The sequence below is a fragment of the Paenibacillus sp. FSL H7-0331 genome, assembly GCF_001956045.1.
This window is the reverse complement of record NZ_MRTH01000053.1, coordinates 1-17736: the sequence shown is the minus strand read 5'-3', so window position 1 is coordinate 17736 and position 17736 is coordinate 1. Positions and strand designations below refer to the sequence as shown.

Genomic DNA, 17736 nt, shown 5'->3' with positions numbered 1-17736 from the left:
CGTACGATCTCGAAACGCGTGGCGAGTGAGTGAGCCTGTTATGGTTGTAAGGATAAGATTAAATCGACTTACAAATAATTTTTAAAAATGGAGGATTTTATATGCAAAAAGTAATTTTGAACAATGGTGTTGAGATGCCTATACTCGGTTTTGGTGTATTCCAGATAGCAGATCAAAATGAATGTGAACAAAGCGTTTATGACGCTATTATGGCAGGCTATCGGCTGATTGATACAGCTGCCTCGTATCTAAATGAAGAAGCAGTTGGCAGAGCGATCAAACGGAGTGGCGTGGCAAGAGAGGAATTATTTATTACTACGAAACTTTGGGTTCAGGATGCTGGTTATGAGCGCACAAAAAATGCATTTAAAAAATCACTGGAAAGATTGCAGTTGGATTATTTGGATTTGTATTTAATTCATCAGCCATTCGGCGATGTGCATGGTTCTTGGCGCGCTATGGAGGAATTGTATCGTGAAGGAAAGGTCCGTGCAATTGGCATTAGTAACTTCCACGAGGATCGCCTGATCGATTTGATTATTCATAATGAAGTAGTTCCTGCCGTAAACCAGGTTGAAACGCATCCTTTCAACCAACAAATCCAAAATGCAAAATTCATGAAAGAGAATAATGTTCAGATCGAATCCTGGGCGCCTTTTGCTGAAGGGAAAAATAACCTGTTCCAGAATGAGCTATTGGTAGCCTTAGCTGAAAAGTATAATAAATCCGTTTCTCAAGTGGTTTTACGTTGGTTGACACAAAGAGAAGTCGTTGTGATTCCAAAGTCCGTTCGTAAAGAAAGAATTATCGAAAACTTCAATATCTTTGATTTTGAATTAAGCCAAGGGGATATGGAGTCGATAACTACGTTAGATACGAAACAGAGCCTATTCTTTTCACATCGCGATCCTGAAAAGGTGAAATGGATTGGTACCCGTAAACTTGATATCTAACCATCGCTATTTCGAAAGTTCACCGGCAGGTTCTGTTTCCGCAAAAGAACACAGGAGATAATTAGTTAATTTAACAATTAAATGTAAGGAGCAGATGCACTTAGGCAAACTGCTCCTTATTTCGTTTGCAGAATCCAGGTATTTATTAGAAGAAAAATATCAGGTTTTCCGATATGCATGATGATACTCTTACTGTTTGGGGTCAGCGTAATCTTCTCTTGGCTTTGCTCCCAACCCACTTCAAACCCGAATGCATCCGCAATGGCTCGTAACGGAACCATCGTTAATCCGTTCTCGATAAATGGCACTCCCCCACTGTCTTCGACATGCAAATATTTTCCGTTCACAAAGACTAGGACATGGTTCTTCTTCACTTCCTCACACGAAGGAAGTTCCATTTCTAACCTCTTGCCATCGCATCTGACCAAAAGAATTCCCTTTATATTAACCGATCACACACAGAATGTTCCGTGACCGCCTTTCGACGGTATGTTCCAGGCGACACACCGACCATTTGCTTGAACAGTCGGTTAAAATGACTAAGATCATCGAAGCCGATTTCTTTGGCGACATGAATGATTTTGTCATCAGTCGTCTCCAGTAGACGCTTAGCGAATCGAATGCGAATATCGTTACGATATTCCAAAAATGTCTTACCTACTACCCCGCGGAACAGCGCGGTGAATTTACTTTGGCTCATGCCTGCCATCGAGCTTACCTGCTCAAGCGTCAACGGACTGGCGTGACGTAACTCGATGAATTGACAGACCCGTTCGATCATTTCATTGTCGCTTGCGATGGAGGAAAGCGGCTTTTGCTTGTTTTTCTCGAATATTCGGCTTAGAGTTATGAAAATCTCAATTAATTTGGTCTTAATGAGGAAACGATAGCCGCTTTCTTTGGATTTATATTCATGAATGAGCCGATCCATCAACTCACGAAGCTCGAACTGCTGCTTCAAGTTCAATGTTAACTTGCATTGGAATGATATGTTAGACCGCAGGAATGGTTCCATGTAGTAGAAGTCAATAAATGAAGTCACTTTCGACAATGCCTTGAGCTCGCCGATCAAAAGCGAGGGCACGAACAATACATTAACTACCTTTAATTGCTGGTTCTCTCCAACGCGGTAGGCATGTTCCTTCCCCGTCTCGATGATGAAAACGTCTCCTTGTGATATTGGAAACAACTCCCCTTCGTATTCATGCTCTCCCTCACCCTGGGTAATGAAGGCGAGTTCCACGAACTCGTGCGTGTGCGGAGGAATCGTCTTGTTGCTCTCAATTTGATAAGGAGCGGCATGAAAGAGAAAATCCTTGCTTTCTAAAAACTTATCGTTTTTGTAAAAGTCTGTCACGTCTCCTGTATCGCTCCTTAAACTGTCGGATTCGCCAATTCGTTCGTTAAATCCACCAAGTCTATTTTCCTACCTTCATTATACAATGGTAACAGTGAAGTTAAACTAAAATTTACGATGAAGGGATGGTGTTCAAATGACTGTCCAATTTGAAATCGAGAGATTCGAATCGCAAGAATTACGCAATAAACTAGGAGATTACTGGATGCGTGTGCCGGAACAAATCTCACTTTTGAATCGTTTTATTTTTCTGGATTGGGCTTCAGCCCGACTCATTGCCGGCTGGGTTCCCGCAGCGAAGGAACTTGGATGGAAGTCCGAGCTTAGCCGACACATGTGGATAGATATGACCTGTGCGAATCGTCTTCTTGGCCGCAAGGAAGAGCTTGCTGCAAACGCCAAGATCCATATTCCTACTCCACAAATCCAGAAGTTTCTACAGGATGTATCAGAAGCGGACGACTTCTACGCGTTCCTGGCAGGCTGGTATCTTGAGGTTAAAAAAGAGATCATCCACGCATTAGAACGACTTACCGAATCACTCGACCCGATCTTTGACGCACCGACATTAGAGCTTATCGCCGAGCTGCTGCCAAAAAAACGCGATCAGATCGAATGGGCCAAACGCCTTATCCATAATTCTGTGAAAGAACCTGCCATTCTTGAAAGCGTAACAAGATGGCGCAAATACGCACGCGAATACGTCAGGCACCTGAACGGCATAGATGGACGTGCAGATTTGGGCACTGTTTCAAAACCAACCAAGCCGAATGTGGAATCCTATGGACCCGCACCAAAAAAAAGAACGATGCCCGACTGGTTGATAAAGGGAGACTTCGAAAATCCACCGGAAGACGTGCGCGACAACCTGAAAATATTCATGTGGCACTATATGACAGAAATTCAGGTTGTCGATCCAATGTGCTATGTTTTCTATGGACTGGACGACATGCCCTTTGAATTTTACGTCGATTTTAGCCGCCATATCTGGGACGAGAGTCGCCACCATCAGATGGGTGTTCGTAGGCTAGAACAAATGGGTTATGACATCAAGCGGTTTCCTATTCCTTTTGTCGAAGATGCGATTCAAGAGCTGGAGCATTTCTATGCGGAATTGACGATGTTTGGCGAATCGTGTTCGTTCAGCCGCAAAAAGAAATCAATGGACAGCTTTTACGCTAAATCCGATATTATCTCCGGCATGACTGCCGAGATCGATATCGTCGACGAACGAACACATGTAAAGTTCGGTAAAAAGTGGACGCCCGTGCTTTACAAACATCGACTTGAAAATGAACAAAGCTTAGACGAAATCGTTCGTAGCATTATGGACCGACGATTTGCTGGAGCCGCAGAAGGTAGCGATCTCGGGAAGCTCAGCGAGGAAGAACGCAGAAGCATTACGCACTTTGCCTTCTGCGGCAAAATCGAATTCAAGAATCTAGTTTTTGACAAGCTATAATCATTTCAAAAGTCATCAGAAATACTGACTATATATTCCTGCTCGTCCTCTGGGGCAGATACGGTAGGGGTGAGAGCACTTTCCAGCCGGGAAGCCTCGTCACCCCTGCTCTCGGAAGTGTCATGCAACATGGATTCCTTTGGATTGGTTTCACTGCTCTTCGAAGCTATCATTTTATTTACCTGCCCGGCTATCTCAAGCAGCTTGCCGTTCAGCGACTCCGCTTTGTCCTTTAACGCCGCTGAACGTGCCGGATCGCTGTGCTCCCAAGATTTTGCCTCCCTGTTCAGGGTCAATTGAGCTCTAGTCACACTGCTGCTCTGATTCATTCCGGTACTTGCAGATATCAGGGTCTTCATCTGGTGTGTTCCAAGTGATTCGGCTTGTTCTCCGTTCGAGCAAGGGGCATCGGGATTCCGGGTCTCCTCATTTGTCTTTTCGTCCTCCCTGCCCTCATCATTCATTCCCAGCGCTTTTCTCTGCTCCTCAAGCTGCAGCTTGCTCAGCTGATTATCGATTTTTTCAAGCTGTGTATCAAACTCGTCCAATTCCATTTGTATCACTTCCGGACTTGTACCCTTCTCCATAGCTTGGGTAACGTATTCCTGGCGTCTTTCCATAATGTTTTGTTTCTGTTCCATCAACCTCCCAAGCACAGATGGTTTGCTTCCATTTTGCTTCGACAAGGATAGGGCTTGTCGGCTAATGGACAGACTGTCCTGCTTCTTATTCGACTGCTTGTCTCCATTCTGATTCGCAAGACCTGTCCATTTTGAAATGGGTATATTTCCCATAATCAATAGACCAACAATAGGACTATATTTATAGTCTATTTTCATAAAAGAAGACCCCCTCTGGTCGAAATCAAGCTTGACGCAGAGTACCGCTGAAGTGCTCTGGCTTCAGTAAGCTTTTGCAGCAGAGCCAGATTAGTATTCGAATTCATACTCGGTGAAGACCAGGCATTACCGGGTATAGCGCTTGTAAGAAACGGTGTTTGCACGGTCATGCCCAGCCATGCGCTGCCATCACGCATCGCTTCCAACTGCCGTTCAACGGCTCTCTTCATCAGCTTCTCTGCCTCGATCTTCCTTCCTTTCTCCATTTCCTCGGGAGAAGCTATAGATGCGCTCCAGATGGTCCACGTGCCATCCTCATGGATAATCAGGCTAGAATCTATGGTTCTGATTCCGTACAGCTGATCTTTATTGGTGAAATCTGGTCGTTCCACATGGACATAATGAAGGATAGCGCCCTCCACCTTAGCTCGAAGCGCGGGGTCGCTTCGCATTTTCTCCGCAACGCTTGGCGGGATCATGACATCCTTTAATCCTCCTCTCCTGCCTCTGTTTGCAATTTCTCGCTCACCCTTGGGAATAGACTCTACACCAATGGACACACCGTATAATCCTGACAGGCCGCTTGTCACATTCCGTGTATATACCTGAGCTAATAATTGTTCAAATCCGGTTGGACCCAGGCCGTCTAGTCCGGCCTTGTTCAGCTGCATACTGGTATACATTGCTGCAGAGTTCTCCGCACTGCCTGAAATAGACATGTTCATGTTTCTTCCTCCATTCAAAATGAATTCGTGTCCAATCAAGTTAAAGCTCGATTTCATCGCTCAGCCCGGAATCGGTCAAATCCACCATCGTACTTCTCCCTAAACCAATGGTGAACGCTTTAATATAGGTGTAGTCGTGTTTCAACGTCACCCAAAGTCTCCCTGTATTCAGACCTCTTCTGCCAAGCTCTTCTTGAATGCGATTCGATTGGATGACCACCGGCCGATCCGATTTCAGGCCTGACAACGACTCCAGCTTATCCATCGTCTGACGAAATGTACTTTGCACGACGGCCTCTTTTAGCAGCAGGACAGCTTCCTGGTCCGGCCCAGCTGTGCCCGTCATTTGATTCGAGATACTGTCAATGACCGCCATGCTTTGCGGATTGGCATCACCGGCCAGCCAAAATACATAAAGCGTCGGGTTGGCCGAGATGCTACCCTCTCCCTCCGCATACAGGCTATTTCCCGTCAAAAAGCATCCGCACATAAGTACGAGCACGCCTGCAGAAATGAAGGAGGACAGTTTGCCTCTCTTGAAAGAAGCATATCCGGCAATTTTCAAAATTCGCTCCTTCAATTGTGATCGTCCTGCAGCCCAATGTGCACCGGCGTAGTCAGGATGTACAAAACGATGGTTCAGCTCGCCTTGTTTGATCAACAACATCCCGTAGAGGAGCTGTTCCTCTGCATTCATCCGACGTAAAACACGGGCATCGCAGCTGATTTCAACATCATCCCTGATTTTTCCTATGGCAAGACGAATCAGCGGATTGAACCAATATACGGCCTGCATAAGCCCGGACAACCGTAAGATGGCTATGTCATATTGCTTGGCATGATTCAGCTCGTGAAGCAAAATGTGCCGCAGCTCACCAACATCATAAAGGGTTGTGTAATCATAAGGAATCAGGATACGCGGCTTGAACAAACCGTACAGAACCGGATAAATCGTCCCGGATACCATCAACCTCACGTTTTGTTTCACCCCTGCCTCTTCCTTGCATTGCTGAAACAGGCTCAATACCTGCATATCTTCACAGGGAAGCGCATTGGCAGCCAGACGGCGCGCCTTACGACTCCTGATTGCCCCAAGTGTGAGGGTAACAATGAATCCCCCAAGCCATATAAGGCCCGCTCCCGTTAAAATGCTCTGGAATCCGTCACTTTGCCTGCGCAGCTTAACAACAGCCGGATCAGGAACCCAACCCGCCTTATCCGCTGTGATACCGTCTGCCTTCCGTCCGGAGGGATAGCCGCTGTCCAGGGTCCCCCAGTGATTTGCCCACGCTTCCTGTGCTTCATTCCACCCGTCCCCTGCAGCCTCCAATGCCCTGTTGACACTGTACGGATGATGATAAAACAAAGTATCTGTCCAGTTCTCGATGCTGAAAGGACTAGGTACGTTGAATGGAACGGCTAATTTGACCAGTAAAATAAGCCACAGCCACAGCATTACGCGCGGACTCACCCATCCCGCGCCGAAACGGCGCAAAGCAAGCACAACCATGACAAGGACGGAAGCGGACAGGGTCAGATCCAGCACTTTCATGACAATCACATGCAGCAGCATCATTTCGTGTTCCCGCCCTCACCTTGTTCACCCATGCGGCGGTTTAGCAGGCTTCTCAGCTGCTGTACTTCCTCCGGGGTCATGCTGCTGTCCTTAAGAAAGCCTGTTAGCAAGGTGCTCATACTCCCGTCATAATACAGCTTCAAAAACTGCTCGCGCTCCTGCTTGAGATAATCTTCTTCCTGGATTAACGCGTAATAATGATATACACGACTGTCATGCACATCCACGTGGAAGCCAACGGCCTGCTTCGCGACCAGATTCCGCAGCAGCGTCTTGATTGTCCGGAAGTGCCAATCAGACTGTTTGGAGATGTGCTCAACAATATTGGACGCTGTACACGGCTGTTCCTTCCAAATCACTTTCATCACAATAAGCTCGGAAGGCGTAATCAGGTGATCTTTGCCCGGCATGCATTCTACTCCTTTCAAACAGACTAAACGAGTAGTCTATCTAAACAAATTTTTTACTCTATAATATTATCGGATCGTAATTGGACTATTGTTATAGTCAATTTACCTCAGGCGGGTCCCCGAGACACATCTGCCATATTTAGCTTTGAAATTGTTGGAAATCATAGAACTTCAATGGGTGACGAAAATAATGGCGATTGGGTAGTTAAAGAGTCTTGGGGACGGCTCATTGTAAGCGTCGACGGCAAAAAAATCAATATTACGGATGCGCTTAAGGAAAAGGGTTATGTTTACTATGACTATCGGGATGATGCTAGCATCCTGCATCGGCTGTATATCGTGAAAAATGCAGGTGGAACCAAAGATTACGCAGAGCGCTGGTACTCCCAGCAAGAATGGCTACCAGAGCTAGGTATGGGAGGAGGTTCTCGGGGAATGAGCGGACCTTTAGGGCAGGCCATTGTGTTGGCAGAAATAGATGTGAAAGAGGACGGCAAAGATCTTGACGCTATGCTAAAAAAACGTTTAGAGAAATACTGGACCGAATATGGTGAATAGACCTTTGTGTGAATTGGCTCCTCCCCAATAAATTGGATTGACTAAAAGCTGTCGGAAGCTCTCGACAGCTTTTTAGAAGTATAAGATTTCCGTTCATAATAGTATCTATGATGGGGTCTCGTAGTTTTTTAACGGCATACCTACATATTCGCGGAAGGAGCGGACCTGCTCTGCCTCGAACTCGAAAACGACCGCAAGCTCATTGCGATAAGGCCGCCCATTCAACGAACCTTCCGCGCGAAATACCACCATCCCGTTGTCCTCATTCTCAAGCACGATGAGCGGAGTCAACTGCACCTGCAGTACTGAACGCTCGAACCTGATCAATTCCTCGAACCGCTCTTTGCCTTGCTGCTCGTAATTCCACCCCTCTAGCGGGAGCGGAACGAAGAAATGAAAGCCTTCCGTAACCTTTTTGAGAAAATCGATTGTATGCCCTGTTTCGAAAGCCTGTTTAAAAGCATCAAATACTTCGCAAGTTCGGGATGGGACTGAGCCTACAGATTTTCCCATGAAAGCACCCTCCTAAAGAATTATTGTCTGATTGTTTAGGTACCATGAAAAAGAACTCTTGCTTTTCATCGGTTAGCGCGATAGGACCTTTAGCTGGCTCGATATCGTTCCAAGGTGAATGGCTTCGTGAATTAGAGCGAAGTTGAACAACTCGCCGGAGGTGTTGAATTGGAACGGTCCCAAAGCATACGGAGTTGAAAGCTTCTCGCCCAGCATTTCAGGTGTCAGCTCAGATAGGCGTGAAAGCTGGGCCGAAAGCATCTCGACTAACTCTTCCTTCGATGGTGGAGCAAACGTCCAGTCCAAGGGCTTTGTCCCAGAGTTATACAGCGTATCATACGAGCTCGGTATGGCCGACGGAGAGCTGAAGCTTAGGCTAGAATACTTATCCATCCAATAAATCATATGGCCGACATTCCAACGAATTGTATTGTTGAATCCTGCCGATTGAATGTCGAACAATTCCTCTTGGATAGCTTGCACCTGCTGCAGTACCACTTGACGCACGATTTTTGCTGTGTTAATAATCATTTCAGACATGTTGATTTCCTCCTTTGTAATGAGAAGCGCTTGATATGTTCCAAGTATAGGTCTCATGGAACTTTCCATCAATGCAGTGGACATTACCGGAACGTTAAGTATGAGTTAACGATTATTATTGACAGTTAAAGAAGATGGAGTGACAATAATCCTTGAACATGCATTCAGCGATGCAATTGAAAGCAGGTGTAAGCTATGGAGCTAAAACAACTACAGTATTTTATGGCGATTTGTGAAGAGCTTCACTTCACGAGAGCAGCCGAAAAAATGGGAGTCAGCGCACCCAACATCAGCCAGCAGATACGGAGATTGGAAGAAGAATTAGGGGTTCTGTTATTCGATCGTGTGGGAAAAACAATTGTCCTTACAGAAGCCGGAGCGATTCTTCATCAACATGGTACTGCCGTGTTCGGACATCTGCAGCAAGCGAGCGACGCCATTGCTGACCTGAAGCAGATGCAAGGCGGATCGCTATCCATCGGCGTCTTGCCCGGTGACGCGGATCTCATGTTTAATGCCTTGCTACTGAACTTCCATCAGACCTATCCCACCATCTCGCTGTCCCTTCTGGAAACCATGAAAGTAACAGAACAAGTTCTGGACCGAAGCATCGATGTCGGCGTAACCATTGGACCTGTTATCGATGAACGTCTCACATCAATTCCCCTGTTTCATGAGGAGTTCTCATTGGCGGTAAGTATGAAGGATCCCCTTGCTGCGGAGAACTTCATCCCCTTGAACAAGCTGCATGCCTTGAAGATGGTGATGTTCCCACCCGACCATCAATGCCGCAAGCTGATCGACCGCTTTTGCATGGACAACGGATTTACTCTACAGCCGCATATGGTGACGACAACGTTATCCTCTCTCCTACAGATGGTACAGAGCGGAGTTGGTACCTGTGTTCTGCCGCGATTGCTACTGGATAATCTTCACAATACAGACATCAAAGTCGTGCACCTGAGGAATCCTACGCCTTCTCAGGACATTTGTCTGATCTACCGCAGCGACAGATATGTCGGATACGCCATGCGCACGTTCATCAAGACTTTGAGAGCCTACATCGAGACCGCTATCAATCATGCGAAGTCTTCATAGATAGTTTACATGTATTCAATGTATTTTTTGGTGGGAGCATCAACAAAAAACAGACCAAAACTGAAAAATACAGTTGGTCTGTTTTTTTCTATTATTCAACTCTAACGTTTCTCGTTACTTCAATGAAATAAGCAGGATTTAGTCCATTACAAGGTTTCAGATTAGCTCAAGAACATGCATGGGGTCTGCAATTTGCTGAAATTCATCAGCTTTAGTTCCTCTATTCATAAACCAAGTAGCACGATAAGCCTTAATACCTGCGTTAGTTGCACCCACAAGTTCGTTTGCACCTCCATCACCAATAAATATGGTTTCGGAAGGTTCTACTTTTAGTTTATCGCAAGCCAACATGTAAATTTCTTTGTGTGGCTTAGAGCATTTGACTTGGCAAGAAAGTACAAGTTCATCAATAAAACTTACCAAAGCACTATCAAAAAGACCATGAATTTCTTCTGATGAGCAGTTACTAATTAATCCAATTTTGATACCTCTTCGCTTTAATTCTTCAAGCAACTTAAGTATATTTGGTTCAATTTGACGATAGAGTAGTAGCTTCGTGGATACTCGTTTTTCATTAAGTGAATGAAGGGTTGCATCATCAACATCAATATTCAGCGTATGACAAATGTCTTTCAATACCATGAAGTAATCTTCGAAATATCCATTTAACCTTCCTGGTCTTCTGGCAACCCATTCCCGTTCAAATAATTCTTCACTAATCCCTAGTGACGGTCCAGGAGAAACGCTGTCTGGAGTGCCAAACTCTATAGTCCTCCCATTTTCCCTTTCTGTTATGAGTGTCTCAAACAAATCAAAGAAAACAGCCTTTACCATCTAGACCCCACTCCTCAATCAACTTTGTAATCTATTTCTCTGTGAAACTTTATCACATATAATGAACTAAATACAAACAATTTTTCCAACAAAATGCTTCAAATTAGTCCATTGAGGAGTTGAGGAAAAGAAACGGTTTTTGTCAGACCTGTTGATTAACCAGATTTTGTAACTCTAATCTCAACAGAGACATACGTTTGAATGAAGCGCTGAATACAAACGATCCATTCAACGGGTAACTTACCAAGAACGAAAAAGCGTGAAAACTGAACAAACGAGAGCCTTGCATGCCGAGGCATTCCCGAGGAAACGGTGTCAAATAACCAGGTGAGCAAGACATAGACGATTAAAACAGAAAATAATTGGCCATATACGGCATTTTCGGTGGTGCCGAATAGCGTAGCCAAGTTTAAATGCTGCTTGATCCAGCGGAAAAAGACTTCGATCTGCCAGCGAGCTTTGTACATCTGCGCGATTTGTTCTGCTGTCACTTGCATCAAATCGGTCACCACTCGGATTTCACGGCCTTCGAAATCTCGAAAGATCACGACCCGATGGCGCTTTTCCGAACAGCATTGAGGGGTTCCGAGCTGGCAGGTGATGTCTCGAATGACCGGAGAATCCGTCGGGCTTTGGCGACGTAATGCTTTTGGTTTTTCCAGATGGATATTGTCGCGTAGGCGAATGACAAAGGATTGTCCGTCTATTTTGTAGCGATCCAGACGCTCCAGCTTGCCATATGCCCGGTCCATCACCAGGATGAAAGAGGACTGAGTCAGGCTTTCACTCACCGGCCCGTCGTGTCGAGAGCCGACGGTTTCCACAACTTGCAGCGGTTGCTGCGTCTCGGCCCGAAGGGCCACATGCAATTTGATACCTGCTCGTTCGCCATGATAAGGAGCCCAAGGTAAACGTGTTTTACCTACCGTCACCGTGGTGGAGTCGATGAGCAGCAGTTCCTTCGGGAAAGCAGTTTTCGCCGGGTTTCCCGGTTGCACTTACGGATAAGTAAATGAAGGAGTTCCTTAAATACGGCAAACGGTACTTCGGACGCTTTACTTGAAAACCGGGAATAATGAACTTCCGACAAGCCACTGAGGGAAGCCCGGTCGGCACCTGTGCGATAACTCGGCCATTCTTCATAAGCGGCTGTGCACCAATATTGTAATAACTGGTGCACCGTAAATTTACGAGCTTTATCTTCGTATCCCACCTCTTTAACGACGGATTCGACCTCTTCTTGGGTCAAAACGGATTGAAGAATAGACAGGATCGTGGTAGACTTTTTCATGGAGTCGCCACCTTTCGGGAGTTTGTGGGGGTACAAACATTTTACCGATTTGGCGGCTCTTTTTCTACCATTTAGTGGTTATTCAACAGGTCTGATGTTAAATATTTAAAAATGTAAACATCCGCAAAAATAATCAAAAAATCCCCTTTTTCTTTTGCTATTCTATTAATGAAGGGAGGGAACATTCTTTGCATTATGAAGGCATTATAAAAAAAAATATCGCCTATATTGAAGAACGGTTGCATGAATCGCTAATGATTGATGATATAGCGGAGCAAGCAGGATTTTCTAAATTTCATTTCCATCGAATTTTTTGTTCAGTGGTTGGGATGTCTATAACCGAGTATATTCGGATGAGACGTTTGGCAAATGCTTCGACGGCTTTGCTCTACACAAACGAACGGATTTTGGATATTGCATTGTATTATCATTTTGAGTCTCAGGAAGCTTTTACAAGAGCCTTCAAAAAGTATTATCATTTGCCACCTGGACAATATCGAAAACTGATGTCAAGTATGCTAAAAAATAAGGAGGAATCTTATATGGATAAGCAAGTAAAAGGCTGGTTTTTAAGCGGAACAGACCAATTTAATTATGAAATGGGTATTGATCGTGAAATTGTTCATCAAGGAAAAGCATCAGGCTATTTAAAATCTAAAACGGTACTTGATGATTCAAGCTTCTCTACAATGATGCAACAATTTAAAGCGGATAGGTTTAGAGGGAAGAGAATTAGACTTTCTTGTTTTTTAAAGACCAAAGATGTTAAGTCGTTTAGTAGTATGTGGATGAGAGTTGATAATGCTTATGGAGATGTATTACAGTTCGATAATATGAGCAATCGTTCAATAAAAGGGAATACAAACTGGAACCGCTACTCCATCGTTTTGGATGTTCCCTCAGATAGTTCGATTATAGCATTCGGAATTATTTTGTCAGGACAAGGTCATGTGTGGGTGGATCAGTTTACCTTTGAAGAAGTGGATAAAAATGTGGAAACAACTAATTTAGAGAAGCAATCAGAGTTATTGGATGAGCCATTAAACTTGTCCTTTGAAGAGGAAATCTAATTGTTGAGTAAAGCAATTAATAATTAAGCTGATTCATATGTGTCAAAGAGCGCCTACCTGTCTTTCAGGGGGCGCTCTTTGACGCTTACGTTTGTAAGCGTGTAAGTTTATCGTCTAATTTGTTTATCTGTTCAATTTGTTTAGTTTGTTCTGCTGTCAAAATTAGCTCTCCTCCAAAAACTTGAGTTAACTGGTATTAACATGTTACCTTCCCCCGAAAATTATTCAAAATCAAGACGAAACAAGTATGCAATTTTTCACCTTTGCCCTCATCGGTAATTAGCTTATTATTAAATGGTGAAAGGTTGGTGTTGAAATGATTGAATTATATAAGCCTGTACTCTCCATCGCTACGTGGGTACAACCATGGTTTTTAATCCAGTCAATTAACTGGAGTAGAAATACGGTTTTAGTAGAGAACGTTTGAATCTCCTTTCCTTCGAGTGTCATTGTACATGCAGTAATGGAATCCTTATGAACATCCATGCCCATGCGCGCTCAATGAGTATATCCATTGAATTTGTCCTTTCTGCGGCTTTAAATATTGGGGGCTGGTGCTGCAACAACCAAAATAGGATGAGTCAGACTAACGGATGGGCTCTAACGCACCATAGTTGATCGACCTTCCTCACCCAGCCGTAGTAGAAGTATGGACGGATTTTATCCATTTTCATCCTCTGTGGTGCAGCGCTGGTCTTGCGCTGCATGGATGACTAACGGGACACGTTAGTTCAATGGCGCAATGTATAAACAGGTCACTTAATAACGAGTACATTTATGTTTTACGAACAGCAGGCTCAAGGCCTGCTTATTTTTTTTCATAAACATTGTAACGAATCGTCCATAGTCAAGTCTTATATCTGGAGGAGGTGAGAATGTGACGGATTTTGAGAATATATACAATCAATATTTCAAGGATGTTTACAGATTTGTCTTGTCGCTTAGCAGAGATACGACAGTCGCTGAAGAGGTAACACAGGAAACCTTTTTTAAAGCATTAAGCAGCATTCATCAATTTAAAGGCCATTGTAAAATTAATGTTTGGCTTTGCCAAATTGCCAAAAACACATACTTCTCCTATTCGGAAAAGCAAAAGCGGTTTGTGGCTCATGATATAACTGAAGCAGCAAGTGAGAACAGCATCGAAAAATTGTTGCTTGATAAGGAAGAGGCTTTCCGAATTCATAAAGCTTTGCATGGTTTAGAGGAACCTTATAAAGAAGTGTTTACTTTAAGGGTGTTTGGAGAATTGTCGTTTGCCCAGATTAGCCAAATATTTGAGAAAACAGAAAGTTGGTCAAGGGTTACATTCCACCGAGCCAAACGAAAAGTACAAGACCTGCTGAAGGAGGATTAATGTGATGGAAAAAATATCGTGTGAGATTATTAAAGATTTGCTGCCATTGTATTATGATAAGGTATGCAGCGCTGAAAGCGTTAGATTGGTTGAAGCACATCTTGCGGAATGCCAACACTGTAGATTGGAACTGGAAACAATCAAGACGGCTCTCCACTTACCTGAAGCAGAAGTCATGAACAATTATAACGAGGCCGCAGCGATTAAAGGGATTACCGTTCTCTGGCGACGTTCTAAACTAAAATCGTTAATTATTGGGCTACTCGCTGCCGCCGTACTGTTTGGGGGATATGTATGCCTATCTCAGTGGGAGATTATGAAGGTGCCTGCTGATGTAATTAAAATTACTGAGGTAAGCAAGTTATCGGATGGCAGAATTGTCTACCATGCCAAGTTGACAGATGGTTATAGCTTAAACCGCATCGACTATAATATGGACGAAGATGGGAATTTTTATTTAACTCCGCTTCGACCCATTATCAAAACAAGGGCTTTATCGGAGAGGTTTTTAGAAATGTATGAGACATTGGAACATGAGAGTTATGTGTATAAAGAGAAATATGGTGATGATGCAGAAATTAAAGCTATCTATTTTAGAACGTCAGGTGAGGACATTTTAATTTGGAAAAAGGGGATGGATTTGCCATCTGCTAGTGAAGAGGTTGAAGCAGAGAAGTTTCGTCACGAGTGAATAGCTTCGAGAGCCGAATAAGTATCCCCAAAAGAAAAAAAGGGATTATCATTAAGCTCCCATGAAAATTAAAAAGTTCTGGTTCTAAAAAAACGGCAAATTAAAGTAGATCCAGGAAAACACTTTTTAAAAAAAGGCTGAGCTTCTACTTGATCATAATGGAGTTGGTGGTAGTAAAGCGACTTTCTTCGAAAAACAAAGGTAAGGCTGGTGCAACCAGTCAAAAAGGATTAATCTCCCATAAGTGCTATCCATATTGGGTGCGACAGTCTGTGATGTACCGTGACGGTTGGAGTCAGACTAACGGTTGGGCTCTAATGGCACCATAGTTTATAGACATTCTTCTCCCAGCCATAGTAGAAGTATTGACAGATGTTATCCATTTTTGGTGCAGCGCTGATCTTTGCGCTACATGTATGGCTAAACATTCCTGTTAGTCCTAATAAATGGACTTTGAAAGAAAAGGAGCGCCTCGGTATGATGGGTTTGTCAAAGGGTTTAACCCAACACCATCAAGGAGGGCTCTTATTATGAAGTTTAAGCAATCTGACGGTCAAAATCAACGGATCGAACGAATTTCCACGACTCACCTCATTGTGGGAATCGATATAGCGAAAGAAACATATGTCGCACAAGCAACAAATTTTCGAGGAATCATACTTACTAAGAGGCATCTTTCTTTCTCAAATACAATTGAAGGTTATATGAAATTAGAGCGATGGATCCATGAGATTGGGCAGAAGCATCATTTAAAGAACGTCATAATCGGAATGGAACTAACGGGACACTATGGATATAACCTTGCTAATTGGCTTGCTGACAAGGGCAAAGATGTTGTCATGGTGAATCCAGCTACCACCAAGCGAAACAAGGAAAACCGCGATAATTCCCCCTCCAAGAGTGATCCGAAGGATGCACTCGTCATTGCTGATGTGGTTAGTCGAGGTTTCTACTATGATTTCGCTCGGCACGCTGATGTCTTTCAAAGGTTGCAAACGATTATGAGTGATCGGGAATTTTGGGTAACGAATAGTGTGAGGTTGCAGAACCGGATTATTCGCTGGTTAGACATACGTTTCCCAGAGTATTTCTCCGTCTTTAAAGACTGGACATGCAAGCGATCATTGGCCACTCTTAAGGAATTTCCTTCTCCGCAAGAAATAGATTTGCTTTCCGTATCCGAAGTGATTACAGCCTGGAGGAAACATATGAAGCGTGCCGCTGGCTCTACCGGCATGCAAAAAGCTGCTCAGCTAATTGCTACAGCTAAACAAAGTATAGGTGACACTACCGCTCTTCTTGAAGCGAAACAGGACTTCAAGCGGTTATTAGAAGAGTTTGAACGGATTGTAGGAGTACTAGATACAATTGAAAAGGATATTGAAAAATTGCTTATCAGTATTCCAATCGCCAAGCAATTACGTTCGATCCTTGATGAGCGCTCTCCTGAACAATATCTGCAAAACCAAGGTGTCAAAATCCTGTGAATGAGTGAGTATATGTGAAATAAACCCTTAAAACCGAGGGACGGGCAGCATAGTAGAGTAAATAACTGTTGATAATTAGCTAAATTGTGATACTATTGGAAAAATTGCATAGAAAAGGAGGGTTAATCCAATGGAAAATTTTAAACATGATACATATGTAGTATTGGATTTACCAGTCGGAATTTCTGAGCAAATTATGAATTTAAGGTCGCAATTTAAAGATGAATTTCGGATGTCTCTCCCTGCCGAAATAACGATTGCTGGTTCAAGTGGTAATGGGGTAATTCAATATGACCAAGACCCTACTCAGGTATTTCTAACATTAAATGAAATCGCTTCGATGATTAAACCAATAAAAGCCACTTTTGGTGATGTGATGCGATTCCCAAAAACTGATATTTTCTTTTTCTCACTACAAGACGAAGTACCACTTCATAATTTCCATAACCAAATAAACGAGTCAAATATTCGATTTTCAACAAATCAATTTCCCTATAAACCACATTGTACATTATGTAGTCGTTCTTCAATGACAGAAGGGGAAATCACCGAATTATTGTCATTGAAATTACCACAAGAATTTGAACTTGATACGATGTCGGTTTATTCCCTTGAACATTCAAATGAAAATGTAATTGTTCATCTGCTCCATAGAGTGAAGTTAACGGGAGGTAACCAATAAAGATTTAGTTATTGAACGGATACGATAGCTCAAGGAACACTAAGAAACGGTAGCGGACATGGCTGCCGTTTTCTCAACGGGAGAATAACGCAACGAACAGAAGTTGCCTGCGTCTAATAACTGGTTGGAGAAATATGGATGGAGTTGAATGAGAAAGATGACAGCATCATTTTCACATAGGCCCGAAGGATACGAATGTCCATTTTGTCGTGTTTCGGGTATCGAGCGACCTAATCAGGGAACAAAACAAAGGGATATCATCTATCAGAATGAAAAGGTAACGGCATTTATAG

Annotated in this window: 20 protein-coding genes and 1 pseudogene; 9 read left to right on the top strand and 12 right to left on the bottom strand. The window is 43.6% G+C overall.

Going from position 1 to position 17736, the window contains the following annotated elements; genetic code table 11:
- Window positions 1–101: 101 nt before the first annotated feature.
- Entirely contained in the window at window positions 102–953 is an 852-nt protein-coding gene (locus BK127_RS37860; protein ID WP_076237861.1) for an aldo/keto reductase, read from the top strand.
- Between the two features lie 116 nt (window positions 954–1069).
- Here the strand turns inward: BK127_RS37860 and BK127_RS37855 are convergent, their stop codons facing one another.
- Together BK127_RS37855 and BK127_RS37850 are read right to left on the bottom strand one after the other, a co-directional pair.
- Complete coding sequence (locus BK127_RS37855) at window positions 1070–1351, bottom strand: copper amine oxidase N-terminal domain-containing protein (RefSeq protein ID WP_076237860.1); 282 nt, start codon at window positions 1349–1351, stop codon at window positions 1070–1072.
- A gap of 41 nt (window positions 1352–1392) precedes the next feature.
- Complete coding sequence (locus BK127_RS37850) at window positions 1393–2310, bottom strand: AraC family transcriptional regulator (protein WP_076237859.1); 918 nt, start codon at window positions 2308–2310, stop codon at window positions 1393–1395.
- A gap of 205 nt (window positions 2311–2515) precedes the next feature.
- Here BK127_RS37850 and BK127_RS37845 point away from each other — a divergent pair, with 205 nt between their 5' ends.
- Window positions 2516–3772: a DUF455 family protein gene (locus BK127_RS37845; RefSeq protein ID WP_179097748.1), complete on the top strand. Its 1257-nt coding sequence runs from the start codon at window positions 2516–2518 to the stop codon at window positions 3770–3772.
- Between the two features lie 5 nt (window positions 3773–3777).
- Here the strand turns inward: BK127_RS37845 and BK127_RS37840 are convergent, their stop codons facing one another.
- From BK127_RS37840 to BK127_RS37825, 4 genes are read right to left on the bottom strand one after another with little or no spacing between them, the layout of a single operon-like run.
- Entirely contained in the window at window positions 3778–4611 is an 834-nt protein-coding gene (locus BK127_RS37840) for a hypothetical protein (RefSeq protein ID WP_076237857.1), read from the bottom strand.
- On the bottom strand, window positions 4608–5336 hold the full coding sequence (locus tag BK127_RS37835; RefSeq protein ID WP_076237856.1) for a hypothetical protein: 729 nt from the start codon (window positions 5334–5336) through the stop codon (window positions 4608–4610). The genes BK127_RS37840 and BK127_RS37835 overlap by 4 nt, the downstream gene beginning before the upstream one ends.
- 40 nt (window positions 5337–5376) lie before the next feature.
- Window positions 5377–6912 (bottom strand): M56 family metallopeptidase, encoded by a 1536-nt coding sequence (locus BK127_RS37830; RefSeq protein ID WP_076237855.1) that lies wholly within the window; start codon window positions 6910–6912, stop codon window positions 5377–5379.
- Window positions 6909–7322 (bottom strand): BlaI/MecI/CopY family transcriptional regulator, encoded by a 414-nt coding sequence (locus BK127_RS37825; RefSeq protein WP_076237854.1) that lies wholly within the window; start codon window positions 7320–7322, stop codon window positions 6909–6911. Before BK127_RS37825 ends, BK127_RS37830 begins: the two co-directional genes overlap by 4 nt.
- 174 nt (window positions 7323–7496) lie before the next feature.
- On the opposite strand from BK127_RS37825, the gene BK127_RS37820 reads away from it, so the two are divergent.
- On the top strand, window positions 7497–7880 hold the full coding sequence (locus tag BK127_RS37820) for a hypothetical protein (protein ID WP_179097747.1): 384 nt from the start codon (window positions 7497–7499) through the stop codon (window positions 7878–7880).
- A 105-nt stretch (window positions 7881–7985) separates the two neighbouring features.
- Here BK127_RS37820 and BK127_RS37815 read toward each other — a convergent pair whose 3' ends face one another.
- Together BK127_RS37815 and BK127_RS37810 are read right to left on the bottom strand one after the other, a co-directional pair.
- Window positions 7986–8393 (bottom strand): nuclear transport factor 2 family protein, encoded by a 408-nt coding sequence (locus tag BK127_RS37815; protein WP_076237853.1) that lies wholly within the window; start codon window positions 8391–8393, stop codon window positions 7986–7988.
- A 72-nt stretch (window positions 8394–8465) separates the two neighbouring features.
- Window positions 8466–8933, bottom strand: coding sequence for a DinB family protein (locus BK127_RS37810; RefSeq protein WP_076237852.1), 468 nt, complete (start codon window positions 8931–8933; stop codon window positions 8466–8468).
- A 195-nt stretch (window positions 8934–9128) separates the two neighbouring features.
- Here BK127_RS37810 and BK127_RS37805 point away from each other — a divergent pair, with 195 nt between their 5' ends.
- A complete protein-coding gene (locus tag BK127_RS37805; RefSeq protein WP_076237851.1) occupies window positions 9129–10031 on the top strand; it encodes a LysR family transcriptional regulator in 903 nt (300 codons plus the stop codon).
- 156 nt (window positions 10032–10187) lie between these two features.
- Here the strand turns inward: BK127_RS37805 and BK127_RS37800 are convergent, their stop codons facing one another.
- The 3 genes from BK127_RS37800 to BK127_RS45210 all read right to left on the bottom strand — a co-directional run bounded on the left by BK127_RS37800 (window position 10188) and on the right by BK127_RS45210 (window position 12156).
- Window positions 10188–10865 (bottom strand): HAD family hydrolase, encoded by a 678-nt coding sequence (locus BK127_RS37800; protein WP_076237850.1) that lies wholly within the window; start codon window positions 10863–10865, stop codon window positions 10188–10190.
- A gap of 155 nt (window positions 10866–11020) precedes the next feature.
- Window positions 11021–11797 (bottom strand): IS4 family transposase, encoded by a 777-nt coding sequence (locus BK127_RS37795; protein WP_256711620.1) that lies wholly within the window; start codon window positions 11795–11797, stop codon window positions 11021–11023.
- Window positions 11794–12156, bottom strand: coding sequence for a hypothetical protein (locus BK127_RS45210; protein ID WP_256711619.1), 363 nt, complete (start codon window positions 12154–12156; stop codon window positions 11794–11796). The genes BK127_RS37795 and BK127_RS45210 overlap by 4 nt, the downstream gene beginning before the upstream one ends.
- Window positions 12157–12344: 188 nt before the next feature.
- Between BK127_RS45210 and BK127_RS37790 the strand changes: the two genes are divergently transcribed.
- Window positions 12345–13226, top strand: a complete 882-nt coding sequence (locus BK127_RS37790) for a helix-turn-helix domain-containing protein (protein WP_076237849.1) — start codon at window positions 12345–12347, stop codon at window positions 13224–13226.
- Between the two features lie 327 nt (window positions 13227–13553).
- Here the strand turns inward: BK127_RS37790 and BK127_RS37785 are convergent.
- Window positions 13554–13741 (bottom strand): annotated as a pseudogene (locus tag BK127_RS37785) (IS110 family transposase); the annotation flags it as partial.
- A 362-nt stretch (window positions 13742–14103) separates the two neighbouring features.
- Here BK127_RS37785 and BK127_RS37780 point away from each other — a divergent pair.
- The 4 genes from BK127_RS37780 to BK127_RS37765 all read left to right on the top strand — a co-directional run bounded on the left by BK127_RS37780 (window position 14104) and on the right by BK127_RS37765 (window position 17443).
- Complete coding sequence (locus BK127_RS37780; protein WP_076237847.1) at window positions 14104–14583, top strand: RNA polymerase sigma factor; 480 nt, start codon at window positions 14104–14106, stop codon at window positions 14581–14583.
- Window positions 14584–14587: 4 nt separating this feature from the next.
- Complete coding sequence (locus BK127_RS37775) at window positions 14588–15274, top strand: zf-HC2 domain-containing protein (protein WP_076237846.1); 687 nt, start codon at window positions 14588–14590, stop codon at window positions 15272–15274.
- A 530-nt stretch (window positions 15275–15804) separates the two neighbouring features.
- Complete coding sequence (locus BK127_RS37770; RefSeq protein WP_256711618.1) at window positions 15805–16761, top strand: IS110 family transposase; 957 nt, start codon at window positions 15805–15807, stop codon at window positions 16759–16761.
- 130 nt (window positions 16762–16891) lie between these two features.
- On the top strand, window positions 16892–17443 hold the full coding sequence (locus tag BK127_RS37765; protein ID WP_076237845.1) for a 2'-5' RNA ligase family protein: 552 nt from the start codon (window positions 16892–16894) through the stop codon (window positions 17441–17443).
- Window positions 17444–17736: the final 293 nt, after the last annotated feature.